This is a genomic window from Celeribacter neptunius (assembly GCF_900113955.1).
GTDB classification, from domain to species: domain Bacteria; phylum Pseudomonadota; class Alphaproteobacteria; order Rhodobacterales; family Rhodobacteraceae; genus Celeribacter; species Celeribacter neptunius.
This window is the reverse complement of sequence record NZ_FORH01000004.1, coordinates 122,125-139,101: the sequence shown is the minus strand read 5'-3', so window position 1 is coordinate 139,101 and position 16,977 is coordinate 122,125. Positions and strand designations below refer to the sequence as shown.

Here is a 16,977-nt window from a genome sequence, read left to right as displayed (position 1 = left end):
AGTTCCTCCCTCAGCCCAGAACAATCTCGGTGTCGCCGTCAAAGGCGGCGACCGGGATATCGAGGTTGCGCGGGGCCGGTCCTTTGCGGATGCGGCCTGCGGTGTCGTAATGCGACCCGTGGCAAGGGCAGAACCAGCCGCCGAAGTCACCGGCGCCATCGCCCAGCGGCACACAGCCGAGGTGGGTGCAAACCCCCATCATCACCAGCCATTCGCCGGCTTCGTCCAGGGTGCGGTTCTGATCGGAGGCGTCCGCATCGGCGGCGATGTTCGCGTTCTCTGCATTCTGGTCGACCAGATCGGCGAGCGGAACCGCGCGGCCCATGTCGATCTCTTCTTGTGTACGGCGGCGGATGAACACCGGCTTGCCGCGCCATTTGACGGTCAGCTGCGTGCCGGTCTCGACACCACTGATATCAACCCGGATCGAGCTGAGCGCCTGAACGTCGGCGGAGGGGTTCATCTGGTTGACCAGCGGCCAGACTGCGGCACCTGCGGCTACTGCACCTGCGCCACCCGTGGCGTAGTACAGGAAATCGCGGCGGGTGCCTTCGTGTTCGTCTACGTGGGACACGGCAATTCTCCATTTTCTCAAGCCGGTCTCCCCGGCCAATGCTTGAGAGGCCGCAGTTTCCCGCAGCCCTTCGCAGGCGCTTTTAGCGAGCCATTGCCCTTGCGTCTAGCATTCAATCGATTGTGAAGACGCGCGATCTGTCGCGGTGTGGCCTCTCAGGGACATCTAAGATATATCTCAGATTTATCTATGCTCGCTAACATGTCGCGAGCCGATGCGCATTCGGTGCGCAATCTCGAAACCCATCGAAATCACTAAGGAATTCTGATTGTCAGGCCGCACCAGACCGACGGGTGACCCGCCTTCGCGATTGCGCGGCGGTGGATTTCAGCGTTTTGAGGAAAGAGTGGTGAGCCGTGCAGGATTCGAACCTGCGACCCACTGATTAAAAGAACGGCCAGAGCGATTTTCACGCATTTCGCCAGTTTGCGCTGCATTTCCAAAAATGCATTATAAACAATTATTTATCTTGAACTCGACCGCTCCGGCGTTTCATCAGTTACGCCATAATTCACCGCAATTTGCTTCCGTATAGCTTCCGGAAGCAAAACGGAAGCAGGGAGTGTTCTGGAAATGTTCAAACTGACGAAACGGTCCGTGGAAGGGCTCGAGGTCGAAACAGCGGACTATTTTGTCTGGGATCGTGACATGCGCGGTTTTGGCATTCGGGTCTATCCCTCCGGCAAGAAGACCTACCTCGTGCAATATCGTGCCGGTCACCGCACACGGCGCGTCACCATCGGTCAGCATGGTGTTTTGACGACCGAGGAAGCGCGCAATGAGGCCAAGCAGCTTCTAGCCTCTGTTGCACGCGGGGAAGACCCTTCGGCCCAGCGACGTGCTAAACGTCATGCTCCGACGATTGCGGGGCTGTGTGATCGCTTTCTGGAAGAATATGTGGATCAGCATTGCAAGCCGACGACTGCCCGCGACTATCACAGCATTATCCGGCGTTTCATTCGGCCCAAACTCGGCCCTATCGCAATCGCCGAAGTAAGTCGCGCCGACGTGGTCGCGTTTCACCACGAATTGCGGGACACGCCTTATCAGGCCAATCGCGCCGCCAGCATGTTGTCCAAACTCTTCAATCTGGCCGAAGACTGGGGCTTGCGTCAGGCCGGATCGAACCCCGCGCGACGGATCAAGAAATTCCGCGAGGAAGAAAAGAAACGCTATCTCTCCGACGATGAGCAAATCCGTCTTGGTGAAGTCCTTGCAGAGTCGCTGGAAGAAGGCTCAGAGAGCGTCTACGTAGTCTCGGCAATCCTCCTGTTGATTTACACCGGATGTCGCCTCAACGAGATTCTGACGCTGCGATGGGACTATGTGACGAGCCACCATTTGGAATTGCCGGACAGCAAGACCGGGCGGCGGCGCATCCCCCTCCCCCGTGAGGCCTACGAGATTCTGATGGAACTGCCGCGAGAAGAGGGCAATCCCTACGTGATCTTGGGCGATGTTGAGGGGCAGCCCTTGGTGAACCTGCAAAAGCCGTGGCGGCGCATTCGGGAACGGGCCGGTTTGAATGACGTGCGTATCCACGATCTGCGTCACACCTATGCGTCCGTCGCGATGAAAGACGGGATCGACCCGTTCACGCTGAAGGAGATTTTGGGCCACAAAAACCTGACCACAACTTTGCGTTATGCGCACCTCGCCGATGACGCGGTTCAAAAAGCTGCCGGGTCTGTCGCCGCGCGTCTTGCTCGTGCGGTACGTAGCAGGGACAGGCAGGACGGCCCCGCGTTGCGTGTGGTTCGATAGGCTACGTATCGGGCGTTTCGCCCGGCTCATGCCTAACGTAACGTATCGCTACGATACGGGCGGGTATTCTGCCGCCGGTTGCATTACGTAGCGAACGTATCGAGAGCAGCCAGAGAAAAACCAATGGACGACGACATTCACCTCTCAGACGCCGGACGCAGACGTATCGCGGAGCGGGCCGCAGCCTTCGCGCGTCTGGACCTTGCGAAAGCATGGCGGACACTCGGTGTTGAGGGAGACTGCCCCGCCACCTTCGAGGCCGACCTTGCCGAGGCCATGAGCTTCTATTCCCCCGGCCCGGATCAAAAGGTGTCACTCGACGCCAAGACGCGGACGCCGATCTATCGCAAGCTCGAAAAGACGATTGCCAGCCTGCAAGACCAACTGGACGAGATGCACGACCATATCGTTTGGGAAATTGACGCCGCCAGCACCGGCGTCGAGCCGGAAGATTTCGAAGCGACCCTACCGGAAGACTACGAAGGCCTGAGCTTCGGCGGCTACCACATTCATCTCCTGATAGATCGTCTCGCGACCTTCTCGGATATTCTCGACGAGGCGAGGCGCGTTCACGACAAGCCCAAAGGCAAACCCAAACAGAACGAGACCCTTTCCGACACGATCAAGGAACTCGGATACGTTTTCAAAAAATACACCGGGCAGGAGCCGATGACGGGCTATCGCTTCGACGATTGGAACGGGATTGATGACGCTCAAGTCTATCACGGCCCGTTCTTCGATCTCCTGCACCTCGTTTTCTGGTCGATGTACGGGCAGGAAAACCCGACCAGCCATGTGCTCGGGGACACGGCCAGACGCGCGTTTAACCTAAGAAAATAAGGCGATGGCGTTAATGGCGCAAAACGCGTCCATTTCCGCCATTAGAAGCGATTCGCAATACGCCTCATATTGTTCTCAACGCAACGACATGCAGCGAGGGCAACATGCAAACACAACTTGATCCTGACTACTACGACCGCCTGATCGACGAGAAGGACGCGGCCAGCTACCTGTGCTATTCCGTGCGCGCCTTGCAGAACTGGCGTGTGCGCGGGGGCGGGCCTTTGTTCATCAAGGTCTCGGGCCGCTCCGTGCGCTACACGCGCCGCGACCTGCAAGACTGGATCAGCGCCAAGCGCGTCGCCAACACGACCAGCGCACCTTCCTAAATCACGAGAGTTTTGCCCGTTCGGAGTTGGCAGCAACGAGCGGGATTTTGGGGCCGGATGGCTCTAGGGGCGCGGGGCGACACCGTCACCTCGCGCCCTTTCTATACCCGTTGCCGCCCCTGAAATGACTTGGCACAGAAAGGAAATCACCATGTCCAATCAACCCGCTTACAGGTTCAAAATCGGCCTGATCACCGCCACCATCTGGAACAATGACGGGTTCTATTCCGTCGATCTGACGCGCGCCTACAAGACGCAAGAGGGCGATTGGCGCAACACCGCGAGCTTCGGTCACAATGACCTGCTGAACCTCTCCAAATGCGCGGAACGGGCCGAAAGCTGGATCGCAAAGCAGCTTGCGGCCAACAGCTAATTGGAGCGCCGGGCGTTCAGCCCGGCCCCAAAACAATCGCTGCCCCGCCGGAGGCACCGTTAAAGGGCGCGCAAGCGCCCGCACTTCCAAAACAACTTTAGAAATTACGCGCGGCATCCGCCGAATGAGGGGGGTGATTGTAGCACCCCCCTCTGGAAATACCGTCCGCCAAAGAGAAAGAGTAAAACAATGAACATCCTTCACCGTGGCTTTGACCGTCTGGAACTGTCGATTGAGGCCAATATTCCGCCCGAGCTGTTCGAATATCTCGACCCGATCCGCGAAGAGGCCGAGGACGCCCGAGAGAGCCGCGCTGTGAGCTATGGCGGGGCGGAATTTGACCTGCTGCCCCATGGCGTGCAGGGCTATCGCTTTATCCTGCAAAGCGGGCCTCTGCCGGTCACATGGTTCTTCAAGAAGCCCAATGCCCGCGATCCTTGGGGCATCCGCATTGTTGTCGGCTCGCTCATGCTCGCCACCCGAGGGCTGGGCTATGTCCGGACCCACATCGCGAACACGCTGGAACGGCTGGGCGTGCGCTATGGCCCGCGTCAGGTCAGCATCGGGCGCACCGACTTTTGCGTCGATATTCTGGCCCCGGATTTTGAGCTGACGCCGGAGAATTTTGTGATCCATAGCCACTCGAACCGCGCCGATCACCTGACCCCGGAGGACCACACGCTGAGCAATGGCAAATCCGGGCGGTTCACCTCCGTCACCGTTGGCAAAATGCCGGGGCGACAGGTCACCATCTACGACAAGCGGCTGGAAGTCACCGACAAGCGCAAGCCGATCTGGTGGGACATCTGGAACGAGACCCGTAAAGCCGAGGGCCTGCCGCCTCTGGACCCGAAAGACCGTTCTGAGAGCCGGATCTGGCGCGTGGAGGTGCGGGCGGGCAAGCGGATCATGAAAGACCGCTGGGGCATCACCACATGGGAGGATTTCGACGCCAAATTCGGCGACGTGATCGCGGAAGCCTTTGAGAAAATCCGCTACTGCGAACCCGACCCGACAGACACGAACCGCGCCCGCTGGCCGAACCATGAGATTTGGGACATAGCCAAGGTGGACGCCGACGAAGACCTGACCGAGTTGCGCAGCCATGTGGGCGCCAGCGCCGTGAAGGAGGTGCACAAGGCCGATCAAATCAAAATGATCCTCGCCCTCGCCTTGGGCAATTGCACCACCCTAGCGGCCCTTGAGGGCGTCGAGAGCGACGATCTACAGGGCTACATGCAGGATATGGGCGAGCGGCTACGGACGGAAATCCAAGCCGACCCCGAGCGCGCCGCGAACAAGCTCAGCAAGGCCAAGGAACGGTATCGGTTTGTCGGGTGATGTGGGTGGGTAGCATTTTTCAATGCAATAGATGTTTGATAGTCTTTAGAAACGCGAGAGATCGTCAATGGTTGACGTGCAGAAAGAAAAAAGACAGCGCATATTTTATGCGCTGTCTCCTGTTCTCTCTCTGATGAACTCAATCAGAATTGGAAATTCACGGAAAGCTGAAGTGCGTGGCTCTCATAATCGTCACCAAAGGAACCATGATATCCGCCACGCAATGTGGTTTGCGCACTGGAAGTTGCGCTAAGCACGCTGGAGAAGCCAAGTTCCAAATCAATCCACTGATCATCGAACCCATCGACGGGCACAGTGGTCGAGGGCAGACCAACGAAACCTGTCTCAATCAACTGATCGTCACCAGACGTACTGGTCAGCGAGAGCGCACCAGTCAACAGGGTCTCTTGCGTGGACTGCGGTAGGGCATATTCGCCCATGATGCCGACAGAAGCGATGACCACATCGCCATCCTGATCGCCAATGGCAAGGTTCCACGCTCCGGCGCCAGTTTCCTCAAAACCGTCAACCTTCTGCTTGAAATATTCAACCGAGGCCCGCGGTCCATAAGTGAAAGCACCATTCTGGAACAGGTATTTCGCTTTCAGTGCGGCGAAAATCTGAGAACCGTCCGTCTCGCCAACGGCTGTTTCGTCCAATACGTTGCGCGTGCTATCGAAAGACAGGTCCTGATAGCCAAGGACGGCGCTGATGCTCCCGCCTTCGCCAAAGGCTTTGCGTCCGAAAACTGCAATCGACAGGGCGTCTGCGTCAACCGAGCCAAGTCCGGACTGCGCGTCAGCCTTGCCCGTACCGCCGCCGACCATGACGCCGAAGCTCAAGGTCGGATCGAGCTGCCATTCGGCCCCCGCAGCAAAGGCATAAGTGTCGACGTCATAGCCGGTCCCATTGGTCGTACGGTCATAACTGGCTGCTCCCCCCCGTGCCGTCACGAAGCCAGAGACATTCTCTCCGAGCGACCAGCCGTTCGGCATGCCTTTTGTCGAAAGTGTTGCCCCAGAGGAACTGCGATTAACCCCACCCTCCGGCATGGCTGCCGTCATTGCGCGGCCCAATTCGTAGGAGAGCGAGTTAAAGCTGCCGAGGAAGCTAAAGCCGACACTTTCCAGTGCGGCCAATTGATCCGCTTCATCGAGTGCAAGGATTTCGCTGACCGCAGCCTGATACAGCGCAGCGTTACCGAGATCGAGGTAAGGGATCTCAGCCGCGCCATCGAGCATACCCGCAACCTTGAACTGATATTCTGTGTAGGTCTCATTGACGATATCGGAGAAGACCGGAACGAGTCGTAGAGTGACCTCATTGCCGTCAACATCGCCAAGCTCGATCATGAAGTTCAGGTTCATGTTGCGCAGATCTTCGATGATATCGACGCTGATTAGGCCGTTGGCTTGCATCGCCGCCACGACTTCGTCGGACAGTTCACTTTCGGCAGAGTAGCCGACAGACATACCCAGCTCGGTTTCCAGTGCAGTGATCGCATCTGCATCCACATTGCCGTAGACCCACGCACCGGCACTGACATTGTACCAAGCGATGAGTGCTGGCTCGTCCGCGGTCTCATCGTAGCTCGACATATCGAAAAAGAACCCGTCAGGGACTTGCGTATCGTCCAAGAACCCGTCGCCGAAAAGGTCCGTATATGTACTGCTGCTGGAAATTGCGCCAAGCTCGATCAGCGCGGCCGTCAACTGATCCGTACTCATGACCGCCGACGTGTCGTCGAAGAAACCGGTGTCGCTCTCGTTTCCGCCATTGCCGAACAAGCCGTCCGGTAGATTGAATTTGCCGTCGGTGAATTCAACATCAAACAAGGCGGCATAAGTCGGGTCCGTCGTATCGAAAGCGACAAAGTCGCTGCCTGAGCCGGTGCCGAGTTCAAATTGAAAGCCCAGCATGCGGGCGCCGGCGAGGTTGGACGTCTTGCCGAACACGTAATATTCGGTCACGTCGCCCGTGCTTTGCGTACTCAGGCGAATATCCATACCGTCAGAGCCAGTCAGGCGGGTTTTGATCCTTTTGCCGGAGCCTCGCGGGGCATCGCAGCCTTCAAGGTCCGGATTATAGGCCATGAGGCAGTTCAAGATACCATTTGAATTCCCTGTGTTGGAATATTCCGCGCCCGGCTCCTCCGTGAAAGATTGAATGCCGGGTTCGAGAATGCCCTCCGCAGGATCGGCAAAAACATAGCCGTCCCCGGTGACATCGATCACCGGCACCGTGTCGAACGATCCGGCGAATGCCGACGTACCGATCAGAGTACAAATGGCCAAGGGCGCACAGGTTTGAAGTTTCAGAGTTTTAAGGTTCATTTGATCCCCCGCGAGTGTTCTTCCCATGAACTGGGAACGTTTTGTGCGTTAAGAGTAACCAGCATAAATCTAAACGAACATGACAGGGGCCAAATACGGCCCCACTTATGCGACTATACGAATTAGTATGGATTGTATACGGACAAGTATGGGTTGCAAGAAAACGATCTTTCCGCAGATTGAGCAAAATGGTTACTATGTTGCGGGGGCGCAACAGTTATGGCTTGTCGTTAATTCTACTCACCGGTCACGGTTTTTTCTTCCACCGCCGACTAGAACCCGGTCCAACTTGAGGACGGACAAGGAAGCGACTCCGATCAACTTCAATAAGAGCGCATTCAAGACAACGCTCGAAATAGTCATTTGAGAATTTGGAAAGCGCGGTCGAGCGACAGAGTATCTGCCGCTCTGAATTCCAGATGGAGGCACCGTTGCTCCCTCGCCACACAGCTTCTTCCCTGTGCATGCTTCCTTATTGCTTCCGGAAAAGAAAGCAGGAACTGATGTGATAGGGCGTCTTTGCCCCTAACCATTTGATCTTACTGGAAGAAAGTGGTGAGCCGTGCAGGATTCGAACCTGCGACCCACTGATTAAAAGTCAGTTGCTCTACCAACTGAGCTAACGGCCCACTCTCTGTCAGCCCCGAGAGGCTGTGCGGGGGGAACTACAGTTGCTGAGCGGGGGCGTCAAGCAGAAAAGAGAATTTCTTGGAAAAGGTCGCAACAAGGTTTATATGCCCGGCCATGCAACAACAGACGCCCCCTCCGAACCTGCCCTTTCTGAAAATGCACGGGCTGGGAAATGACTTCGTGATCATTGATTCACGGGGGCGCGATGCTGTGGTCACCCCCGATCTCGCCAAAGCCATCGGCGATCGCCATTGCGGCGTGGGATTCGACCAGCTTGCGGAGATTCGCAGTTCGGAGGCGGCGGATATCGATCTCGATTTTTGGAATTCCGACGGTTCGCGGGCCGGGGCCTGTGGCAATGCCACGCGCTGTGTCGGACGACTGATGCTTGATGAGCTCGGGCGTGACGAGGTGACGATCCGCACCGAGCGCGGCATTCTCATTGCCCGCGATATGGGCGACGAGGTCTCGGTCAATATGGGGCATCCGCAGCTGATGTGGGACGAGGTTCCGCTGTCGCACCCGGTCGATACGGAATTTCTGCCGCTCGAGGGCGAACCCGTGGCCGTCGGCATGGGCAATCCCCATGCGGTGTTCTTTGTCGAGGACATCAAAGCGGTGGATGTGCCCGGCTGGGGCCGCAAGGTCGAATTCGATCCGCTGTTTCCGCAGCGCACCAATGTGGAATTCGCCGAGATCCGGTCGCGTGACGAGATTCGTATGCGGGTCTGGGAGCGCGGCACCGGGATCACGCTGGCCTGTGGCTCCGGCGCCTGTGCCACCGCCGTGGCCGCTTCGCTGCGCGGGCTCACCGACAAGAAAGTGCGGATGGAGGTCGATGGCGGCTGGCTCACGCTGGAGTGGCGCGATGACGGTGTCTGGATGACCGGCCCGACTCAGCTCGTTTTCAAGGCCGAGTTCGACACGTCTTTTCTGGAGCGCGTCTGATGTCCGCCAATCCGCCAATCTTTGCGACACTGGGCTGTCGCCTCAACGCCTATGAGACCGAGGCGATGAAGGAATTGGCCGAAGCCAATGGCGTCGAGAATGCCGTGGTGGTCAACACCTGTGCCGTGACGGCCGAGGCGGTGCGTAAGGCGCGTCAGGAGATTCGCAAGCTTCGCCGCGACAATCCGGAGGCGAAGATCATCGTCACCGGCTGTGCCGCCCAGACCGAGCCGGAGACCTTCGCCACCATGGGCGAGGTCGATCTGGTGATCGGCAACACGGAAAAGATGCAGCCCGAGACATGGCAGAGCATGGGTCCGAATTTCATCGGCGACACTGAACGCGTTCAGGTCAATGACATTATGTCGGTGACCGAGACCGCGGGTCACCTGATCGACGGATTCGGGCGTCACCGCGCCTATGTTCAGGTGCAGAACGGCTGCGATCACCGCTGTACCTTCTGCATCATCCCTTACGGGCGCGGCAATTCCCGCTCCGTGCCCGCCGGGGTTGTGGTCGATCAGATCAAGCGTCTGGTGGACAAGGGCTTCAACGAGGTTGTGCTCACCGGGGTCGATCTGACCAGCTGGGGCGCGGACCTGCCGGCGACGCCGCGCCTGGGCGATCTAGTGATGCGCATTCTGAAACTCGTGCCGGACCTGCCGCGCCTTCGGATCTCGTCCATCGATTCCATCGAGGCCGACGAGATGCTGATGCAGGCGATCGCGACCGAGCCGCGTCTGATGCCGCATCTGCACCTCTCCTTGCAGCATGGCGATGATCTGATCCTCAAACGTATGGCCCGGCGGCATCTGCGCGACGATGCGATCCGATTCTGTGAAGAGGCGCGCAAGCTGCGGCCCGAGATGACCTTTGGCGCCGATATCATCGCCGGATTCCCGACCGAAACCGAGGCGCAGTTCGAAAACTCGCTGAAACTGGTGACCGATTGCGATCTGACCTGGCTCCATGTCTTCCCCTACTCGAAACGCGAGGGCACACCGGCCGCGAAAATCCCGCGTCAGGTCAATGGCAAGGCGATCAAGGAGCGTGCGGCCCGTCTGCGTGCCGCTGGCGATGCCCAGGTGCAAAAGCATTTGCAGGCCCAGATTGGTCGTGAGCATGTGATCCTAATGGAAAACCCGCATATGGGCCGGACGGAGCAATTCACCGAAGTCTCTTTCGCGACGCCGCAGGAGGAGGGCGCGATCCTTCGCGCTCTGATCACTGGCAAGTCGGACACGCAATTGCTCGCATGAACGTTGGTTGACAGCGAGCGGGCCGCCTGTCCTCCTCAAGGCATTGTTTGACAGGAAGGTGACCCATGGTCCGTTTTTCGCATATCCTTATTTTCACTCTGCTTGCCGCGCCCGCCGTGGCGGAGGTTCCCTTCGGGTTTTCGACCAGGGTCGCCTGCGATGCGCAGCATGGCGTTGTCGGTTTCGCGAAAGAGGTGGCTGTGCTCGCCCTCGGAGAGGATCAGATCCCCCTGTCACAGGCCATTTCAGCCTCCGGTGCGCGCTATGTGAGCGGTGAGGGGGATGTCGAATTCTGGATCAAGGGCGATGCGGCCAGCCTCGAGATCGGGGGCGCGTCCCAATCCTGTACCCTGACGCAACGGCCATGGGTGGCGCGTGGCAATGAGCCGGGCTGGCTTATCACCGTTGCGGACGGAAGGCTTAAAGCTCTGTTGGAGTATGGCACACGGGAGCTGGAACTGACCCCGCCGGAGGCGGAACTGCGCGACGGCGCGCTGTGGTACGACCTGCCGGAGATGGAGATCACCGTCGAAAAGGCGCTCTGCCATGACGACATGACCGGGCGGCCCTACCCGGAACAGGTCATGCTGGATCTCGAGGGCACGACCCTGCGCGGCTGTGCCGGGAATACGATGGACCTGTTGACCGGGCGCGAATGGCGCATCGAAGACATCATGGGGCAGGGGGTGGTGGACAACAGTCAGACAACGCTTCTGGTCGGTGCCGATGGTCATCTATCGGGCAAGGCAAGCTGCAACCGTTACATGGGGCAGATGGGGCTGACCGGCGAGGGGCTCGACATTGGCCCTCTGGCCAGCACCAGAATGATGTGTCCTGAGGCGCTGATGGCGCAGGAGACACGCTATCTCTCGGCTCTGCAATCCGTCGATCGGTTCGATATCGACGAGACCGGCGCGCTGGTTCTTTACAGTCTTGATCAGGCGGTGATCACCGCGCGGCGCTGACAAAAACGCCGCCCCGAATGGAGCGGCGTCTGGTGTCTTTTCGGCTGGATCAGAGCCTTATTTAACCGGATCACTTGCCCGGATTGCTCGGCCCGAATTACTTGGCAGAGTCCGGCAGGATGCGCACCCCGCCCTTGTCCGCCGAGGAGGCGAACATGGCATAGGCCTTGAGCGCGGTGGACACCGCACGCGGGCGCTCTGCCGCCGGTTTCCATGGCAGGGCACCTTTGGCCTCGCGCCGTGCCGCCAGCGTGGCGTCATCGACCGCGAGATTGATCGTCCGGTTCGGGATATCGATCTCGACGATGTCGCCATCTTCCACCAGACCGATCAACCCGCCTTCCGCCGCTTCCGGCGAGACATGGCCGATGGAGAGCCCGGAAGTGCCGCCGGAGAACCGCCCGTCGGTCAAGAGCGCGCATTTCTTGCCCAGACCTTTGGATTTCAGATACGAAGTCGGGTAGAGCATTTCCTGCATCCCCGGCCCGCCCTGCGGCCCCTCGTAGCGGATGATCACCACCTCGCCGGCCTCGACCTTGCGGGTGAGAATCCCCTCGACCGCATCGTCCTGGCTCTCGAACACATGCGCCTTGCCGCTGAACGTCAGGTTGCTGTCATCGACGCCCGCGGTTTTCACGATACAGCCGCGCTCGGCGATATTGCCGAACAGCACCGCCAGACCGCCGTCTTTCGAGAACGCATGTTCACAGGAGCGGATCACCCCGCCTTCACGGTCGGTGTCGAGCTCCTTATAGCGGTTCTCGGTCGAAAACGCCTGCGTCGTGCGCACGCCGCCGGGCGCTGCCTTGAAAAGCTGCTCGGCTTCGGGGTTGTTCGCGACCGTGATGTCCCATTTGGCAATCGCTGCCGCCATGCTGTCACTGTGTACCGTGCGCACATCGCCATGGAGCAAGCCGCCACGCTGCATTTCACCCAGAATGGAGAAAATGCCGCCCGCGCGGTGCACGTCTTCCATATGAACGTTGTGAATGTTCGGCGCGACCTTGCAGAGACAGGGCACTTTGCGCGACAGCCGGTCGATGTCCTGCATGGTGAAATCGACCTCGCCCTCATGGGCAATCGCCAGAAGGTGCAGAACCGTATTCGTGGACCCGCCCATGGCGATGTCGAGCGACATGGCATTCTCAAAGGCTTCGAACGTCGCGATCTCGCGCGGCAGGAGCCCCTGTTCCTCGCCCTCATAATGACGTTTGGTGATCTCGACGATCTTGCGCCCGGCCTCCAGGAACAGGTTCTTGCGATCCGCATGGGTGGCGAGCGTCGAACCGTTGCCCGGCAAAGCGAGACCCAGCGCCTCGGCGAGACAGTTCATCGAGTTGGCGGTGAACATGCCGGAACAGGAGCCGCAGGTCGGGCAGGCATTCTGCTCAAACGCATCGACCTCTTCATCCGTGTACTGGTCATCGGCGGCGGCGACCATGGCATCGACCAGATCGACCGCACGATCGAGATCGCCGATCTGCACCTTGCCCGCTTCCATCGGCCCGCCGGAGACGAAGATCACCGGGATATTGAGCCGCATCGCCGCCATCATCATGCCGGGGGTGATCTTGTCGCAGTTGGAGATGCAGACCATGGCATCCGCACAATGCGCATTGACCATATATTCCACGCTGTCGGCGATCACCTCGCGCGAGGGCAGGGAATAGAGCATGCCGTCATGGCCCATGGCGATGCCGTCATCCACCGCGATGGTGTTGAATTCCTTTGCCACACCGCCGGCGTTTTCGATCTCACGCGCGACCATCTGGCCCAAGTCCTTGAGATGCACGTGGCCCGGCACGAATTGGGTGAACGAGTTCACGACCGCGATGATCGGCTTGCCGAAATCTCCGTCGGTCATGCCGGTCGCGCGCCAAAGGCCGCGGGCACCGGCCATGTTCCGGCCATGGGTGGAGCGGCGGGATCTGTAATGGGGCATGGTGTTGGCTTTCGTTTCTGTAACGTCACTTGGCCCGCGTCGCGGGCACGGGGCCAGCGGCACGGGGTTGCCGTTCAATAAGGCTTTCAGCGCGACATTTCCAGTCACGATGGCCTGTGCGAGGATGAATAATCTTACCGGAACGCCCGCGGATCAGAGCGGTTTCTTTTTCCGCTTCAGAGTTTCGCCATAGTCGAGCGAGGGTTCGAGCGTGATAATCTCGCCCGTCGGCGCCTTCTCATCCTCGACCCGTTTGGCGATGATCTCGGCGGCGGCGCGACCGATCTCGACCCGGCAGGCATCCATCGTCGCCAGCTTGCGCGGCAAGCCGTCGAGGAATTCGATACCGTTGAACCCGGCAAGCCCGATGTCGCCCGGCACATCGATGCCGTTGTCGAGACAATACATCAACCCACCAGCGCCGATCATGTCATTGGAATAATAGAGGAAATCCAGAGGTTCCTCTTCATTGCGCTTGAGGATTGCCTCGGTCATCTCGCGCCCTTTCTTGAGTGCGGAGCCACCGGAATAGAATTCGCTGTCGGCAATCTCGAGCTTGGCCTTCGCCAGCACCTCGGTGAAGCCCTCGAAGCGTTTGCGGGCACGGTGATCCAGCGGCATCTTGGTGCCGAGAAAGCCGATCCGCTTGTAACCGGCGTCGATGATCGCCTGGGCCATCTTGCGACCGGCACGGCGGTGCGAAATGCCCACGGCCGAGTCGACCGCCTCGCCATCCGTGTCCATGATCTCGACGATCGGGATGCCTGCGGCACCCATCATCGCCTTGGCGGCTTCGGTATGCTCGAGCCCCGCGATGATCACGCCGGACGGGCGCCAGGACAGCATCTGATAAAGCACCGCCTCTTCGCGTTCCGGCTTGTAATTGGTGATGCCCACGACGGGCTGCAATTCGGTGCCCTCGAGCACCTCGTTGATCCCGGTCATGACTTCGGGGAAAACCATGTTCGACATCGAGGGGATGATCACCGCGACCAGATTGACCCGCGAGGAGGCCAGAGCGCCGGCGATCTTGTTGGGCACATAGCCCAGTTCACGCGCGGCCTCGAGCACCTTTGTCCGTGTCGCTTCCGAGACGTCGCCGCGATTGCGCAACACCCGGCTGACGGTCATTTCCGAGACGCCGGAGGCTTCTGACACGTCACGTAGGGTCAATGGCCTTTTGGCTGGCGTTTTCCCGGAACCCTGCGACATGACCGTACCCTCCTGCATGCTTTAATATGTGCCTCAGTTTACATCATAAAACCACCTTGTCCATGTGTTGCAATGCGGTTATGTTATCGCTAACGGCTCTTTTCGCGCCTCTTCAGGGAGGCTGAGGGCGGGCCGTATGCAAATCTCCGGAGTGGTCGTGACCTGTGCGGTCCCGCTGCTTCGGATGTCAAAAGGGGGAGTGGTGGGCCAAAACGCTCCCCCTTTTCCTGTTTTACGCGCTTTCCAGTCTTACGCACGTGCCACATGCCGCCCTGCGCGCGCGCCGTCGCGGAACCGCTTCCTTTGACAAAACGACCTTGCCTCTTGTGCCGGGACCTCACGCCCGGCTAAGAGAAGGCCGTGCGGTCCCGTGGCTCAACTGGATAGAGCAGCCCCCTCCTAAGGGGCAGGTTACAGGTTCGAATCCTGTCGGGATCGCCAGCACCTTCCGTGTTGTTGGTATTGTGGCGCGCGCGGCCGGCGGCCCAACCCGCCTGTGTCGGGCAATCGTTTTGAATTGTGATGTGCCCCGCCAATGGGGGCACATCGTCAGGATCAAGCTCTGGAGGCCAGCTCGATTGCTTCCTCAAGCACCTCCATATCGCCGATGTGATTGCTCAGGATCAGGGCGAGGCGGGCGTTGATCTCGTCGCTCTCGGCTTTGGATTTTCCCTCATGCGCGGCCAGAAGCCGGGCATAGAAATCGTCGGGTTTGGCAATGTTCGGGGCAGTGTTCACTGTGGTCATCTGCGGCTCCTCCTCAGGCTTTTGCGGTTGCAATCTTGAGCGCCTCGCGCAGCGCGTCCTCGTCGAAGCGCGCCCAACGGGCGGCCACATGTTGATCCGGACGCATCAGGTAGACGGCGGAGATGGCCTCCCCCAGATACCGTGCTGCAAGCTCGGGATGGCCCTCGGCGGTCAGCGTGACACGGGTCACCGGGATGCCGTCGATCTCCAGAGTCTCGGGCGCGTCGGCGTCGATTGTCATGAGTTGAAATGCACCGCCGATGCGGTCGAGCAGCCAGCCCTCCTCCTGGCCATCATCGAGCGGCGCATCCACCATCGGCGCGCCGACGCGGGTCTGTTCCGGGCCGCCGGGCAAGGCATCGGGACCGTTCAACGACAAGCCGTCATAGACGCAGGGCACGCTAAGACGACCGGAGTTGACCAGCGGGCGGGCAAAGGCCGTCTGTTGCGCGAGGCCGAGGATCGCATTGCGGAAGGTCTTGCTGATCTCGGATTTTGGCGTGATGAAATCTGTCGACCGTGTCGAGTTCAGGATGTTTTCATCCGCCCCATAGACCCGTTCTTCGGAATAGCTGTCGAGCAGGGCTTCGGGCGCTTTACCTTGGATCACGAGACCCAGTTTCCAGCCGAGATTGTCGACGTCCTGCATCCCCGAATTTGCCCCGCGCGCGCCGAAGGGCGAGACCTGATGCGCTGCATCCCCGGCGAAAAAGACGGGGCCGTGGCGAAAGCGCTCCATGCGCTTGCATCGAAACGTGTAGATCGAGGACCAGACGATTTCATAATCGTCCCGGCCGAGAAAGGCGTCGAGGCGGCGGCGGATGTTGTCTTCTTTCAACTCTTCCTTGCGGTCCACGTCCCAGCCGATCTGGAAATCCACGCGCCAGACGTCATCCGGTTGTTTGTGCAACAGAACCGAGGCGCCCTGACCGTGATCTGGCTCGAACCAGAACCAACGCTCCGTCGGAAACTCGGCGCCTTCTTTCATCTTGATGTCGGCGATCAGGAAACTGTCCTCGAAGACTTTGCCGGAAAAATCATGGCCCAGCATGGTGCGTAGCGGCGAGTTGGCCCCGTCGCAGGCCACGAGCCAGTCGGCCTCTATTTTGTAGGGGCCGTCCGGGGTCATCACGTCGAGCACGACATGGTCGTCTTTGACCTCGATTGCATCGACCCGGTTTTTGCCCCGGAGCTGGATCGGGGCACCCTCGGCCTGGAGCGCGCGCAAACGGTCGATCATGTCGTGTTCGAAATACGGTTGCTGCAGGTTGATGAAGGCCGGGTATTTGTGGCCTTTTTCCGGCAAGAGGTTGAACTCGAATACCTTTTCGGAACGGTGAAACACTTTTCCGAGGTTCCAGATCACGCCTTTGTCGAGCATCGGCTGGCCGCATCCATAGCGGTCTGCGATTTCCATCGTGCGTTTCGAAAAGCAAATCGCCCGGCTGCCCATGCCAATGCCCTCGTGATCGTCGAGGATCACCACGGGAATGCCTTGTTGGCCCAGATCGAGCGCCGTGGCGACCCCGATCGGACCGCCGCCGACCACGACGACCGGGTGGCGGACGGCCTGTGGCAGGTCCTGATCCGGCGATTTTTCATAGGGGTAGACCTTGTGGGCCAGTGCGTATCTGTCGTCGAACATGTTTCCTCCTCCTGATTTTGCCCCTCATCCTTCGCGCGTCTCCACAGGCGGGGACGGGGCGGGGCTGACGCGCGC

At 59.4% G+C, this 16,977-nt stretch carries 14 protein-coding genes and 2 tRNA genes; 9 read left to right on the top strand and 7 right to left on the bottom strand.

Annotation, left to right across the window (positions count from 1 at the left end; genetic code table 11):
• Positions 1-10: 10 nt before the first annotated feature.
• Entirely contained in the window at positions 11-574 is a 564-nt protein-coding gene (gene petA / locus BM151_RS11655) for a ubiquinol-cytochrome c reductase iron-sulfur subunit (protein ID WP_090060893.1), read from the bottom strand.
• Positions 575-1,147: 573 nt separating this feature from the next.
• On the opposite strand from petA, the gene BM151_RS11650 reads away from it, so the two are divergent.
• The 5 genes from BM151_RS11650 to BM151_RS11630 all read left to right on the top strand — a co-directional run bounded on the left by BM151_RS11650 (position 1,148) and on the right by BM151_RS11630 (position 5,221).
• Positions 1,148-2,338, top strand: a complete 1,191-nt coding sequence (locus BM151_RS11650) for a site-specific integrase (protein ID WP_090060892.1) — start codon at positions 1,148-1,150, stop codon at positions 2,336-2,338.
• A 123-nt stretch (positions 2,339-2,461) separates the two neighbouring features.
• Positions 2,462-3,178, top strand: coding sequence for a hypothetical protein (locus BM151_RS11645; RefSeq protein WP_090060891.1), 717 nt, complete (start codon positions 2,462-2,464; stop codon positions 3,176-3,178).
• Positions 3,179-3,282: 104 nt separating this feature from the next.
• Positions 3,283-3,507 carry a helix-turn-helix transcriptional regulator gene (locus BM151_RS11640; RefSeq protein WP_090060890.1) on the top strand — a complete coding sequence of 75 codons (225 nt, stop codon included), beginning with the start codon at positions 3,283-3,285 and terminating at the stop codon, positions 3,505-3,507.
• A 151-nt stretch (positions 3,508-3,658) separates the two neighbouring features.
• Positions 3,659-3,880 (top strand): hypothetical protein, encoded by a 222-nt coding sequence (locus BM151_RS11635; RefSeq protein ID WP_090060889.1) that lies wholly within the window; start codon positions 3,659-3,661, stop codon positions 3,878-3,880.
• Positions 3,881-4,069: 189 nt separating this feature from the next.
• Positions 4,070-5,221 (top strand): hypothetical protein, encoded by a 1,152-nt coding sequence (locus BM151_RS11630; RefSeq protein ID WP_090060888.1) that lies wholly within the window; start codon positions 4,070-4,072, stop codon positions 5,219-5,221.
• A gap of 143 nt (positions 5,222-5,364) precedes the next feature.
• Here the strand turns inward: BM151_RS11630 and BM151_RS11625 are convergent, their stop codons facing one another.
• Both BM151_RS11625 and BM151_RS11620 read right to left on the bottom strand, forming a co-directional pair.
• The gene (locus tag BM151_RS11625; protein WP_177213116.1) at positions 5,365-7,554 is read right to left on the bottom strand and encodes a choice-of-anchor F family protein; all 2,190 of its coding nucleotides are present in this window, start codon (positions 7,552-7,554) and stop codon (positions 5,365-5,367) included.
• A gap of 553 nt (positions 7,555-8,107) precedes the next feature.
• Positions 8,108-8,183, bottom strand: a tRNA-Lys gene (locus BM151_RS11620).
• A gap of 115 nt (positions 8,184-8,298) precedes the next feature.
• Here BM151_RS11620 and dapF point away from each other — a divergent pair.
• From dapF to BM151_RS11605, 3 genes are all read left to right on the top strand, one after another.
• The gene (gene dapF, locus BM151_RS11615) at positions 8,299-9,132 is read left to right on the top strand and encodes a diaminopimelate epimerase (RefSeq protein ID WP_090060886.1); all 834 of its coding nucleotides are present in this window, start codon (positions 8,299-8,301) and stop codon (positions 9,130-9,132) included.
• Complete coding sequence (gene mtaB, locus BM151_RS11610; protein ID WP_090060885.1) at positions 9,132-10,391, top strand: tRNA (N(6)-L-threonylcarbamoyladenosine(37)-C(2))-methylthiotransferase MtaB; 1,260 nt, start codon at positions 9,132-9,134, stop codon at positions 10,389-10,391. The genes dapF and mtaB overlap by 1 nt, the downstream gene beginning before the upstream one ends.
• Positions 10,392-10,456: 65 nt before the next feature.
• Positions 10,457-11,356 carry an META domain-containing protein gene (locus BM151_RS11605; protein WP_090060884.1) on the top strand — a complete coding sequence of 300 codons (900 nt, stop codon included), beginning with the start codon at positions 10,457-10,459 and terminating at the stop codon, positions 11,354-11,356.
• 97 nt (positions 11,357-11,453) lie between these two features.
• Here the strand turns inward: BM151_RS11605 and ilvD are convergent, their stop codons facing one another.
• Together ilvD and BM151_RS11595 are read right to left on the bottom strand one after the other, a co-directional pair.
• Positions 11,454-13,298: a dihydroxy-acid dehydratase gene (ilvD, locus tag BM151_RS11600; RefSeq protein ID WP_090060883.1), complete on the bottom strand. Its 1,845-nt coding sequence runs from the start codon at positions 13,296-13,298 to the stop codon at positions 11,454-11,456.
• A 153-nt stretch (positions 13,299-13,451) separates the two neighbouring features.
• Positions 13,452-14,510, bottom strand: coding sequence for a LacI family DNA-binding transcriptional regulator (locus BM151_RS11595; protein WP_090060882.1), 1,059 nt, complete (start codon positions 14,508-14,510; stop codon positions 13,452-13,454).
• Between the two features lie 364 nt (positions 14,511-14,874).
• Between BM151_RS11595 and BM151_RS11590 the strand changes: the two genes are divergently transcribed.
• Positions 14,875-14,951: transfer RNA gene (locus BM151_RS11590), tRNA-Arg, on the top strand.
• A 114-nt stretch (positions 14,952-15,065) separates the two neighbouring features.
• Here BM151_RS11590 and BM151_RS11585 read toward each other — a convergent pair.
• Together BM151_RS11585 and BM151_RS11580 are read right to left on the bottom strand one after the other, a co-directional pair.
• Positions 15,066-15,257, bottom strand: a complete 192-nt coding sequence (locus BM151_RS11585) for a DUF2783 domain-containing protein (RefSeq protein WP_090060881.1) — start codon at positions 15,255-15,257, stop codon at positions 15,066-15,068.
• 13 nt (positions 15,258-15,270) lie between these two features.
• Positions 15,271-16,902, bottom strand: a complete 1,632-nt coding sequence (locus tag BM151_RS11580; protein ID WP_090060880.1) for an FAD-dependent oxidoreductase — start codon at positions 16,900-16,902, stop codon at positions 15,271-15,273.
• Positions 16,903-16,977 lie beyond the last annotated feature (75 nt).

What these genes read in the sequence shown, in the direction of transcription:
- BM151_RS11650 (WP_090060892.1), top strand. Translation starts at nt 1,148, where the DNA reads ATGTTCAAACTGACGAAACGGTCCGTGGAAGGGCTCGAGGTCGAAACA.
- BM151_RS11645 (WP_090060891.1), top strand. Translation starts at nt 2,462, where the DNA reads ATGGACGACGACATTCACCTCTCAGACGCCGGACGCAGACGTATCGCG.
- BM151_RS11640 (WP_090060890.1), top strand. Translation starts at nt 3,283, where the DNA reads ATGCAAACACAACTTGATCCTGACTACTACGACCGCCTGATCGACGAG.
- BM151_RS11635 (WP_090060889.1), top strand. Translation starts at nt 3,659, where the DNA reads ATGTCCAATCAACCCGCTTACAGGTTCAAAATCGGCCTGATCACCGCC.
- BM151_RS11630 (WP_090060888.1), top strand. Translation starts at nt 4,070, where the DNA reads ATGAACATCCTTCACCGTGGCTTTGACCGTCTGGAACTGTCGATTGAG.
- BM151_RS11625 (WP_177213116.1), bottom strand. Translation starts at nt 7,554, where the DNA reads ATGAACCTTAAAACTCTGAAACTTCAAACCTGTGCGCCCTTGGCCATT.
- dapF (WP_090060886.1), top strand. Translation starts at nt 8,299, where the DNA reads ATGCAACAACAGACGCCCCCTCCGAACCTGCCCTTTCTGAAAATGCAC.
- mtaB (WP_090060885.1), top strand. Translation starts at nt 9,132, where the DNA reads ATGTCCGCCAATCCGCCAATCTTTGCGACACTGGGCTGTCGCCTCAAC.
- BM151_RS11605 (WP_090060884.1), top strand. Translation starts at nt 10,457, where the DNA reads ATGGTCCGTTTTTCGCATATCCTTATTTTCACTCTGCTTGCCGCGCCC.
- ilvD (WP_090060883.1), bottom strand. Translation starts at nt 13,298, where the DNA reads ATGCCCCATTACAGATCCCGCCGCTCCACCCATGGCCGGAACATGGCC.
- BM151_RS11595 (WP_090060882.1), bottom strand. Translation starts at nt 14,510, where the DNA reads ATGTCGCAGGGTTCCGGGAAAACGCCAGCCAAAAGGCCATTGACCCTA.
- BM151_RS11585 (WP_090060881.1), bottom strand. Translation starts at nt 15,257, where the DNA reads ATGACCACAGTGAACACTGCCCCGAACATTGCCAAACCCGACGATTTC.
- BM151_RS11580 (WP_090060880.1), bottom strand. Translation starts at nt 16,902, where the DNA reads ATGTTCGACGACAGATACGCACTGGCCCACAAGGTCTACCCCTATGAA.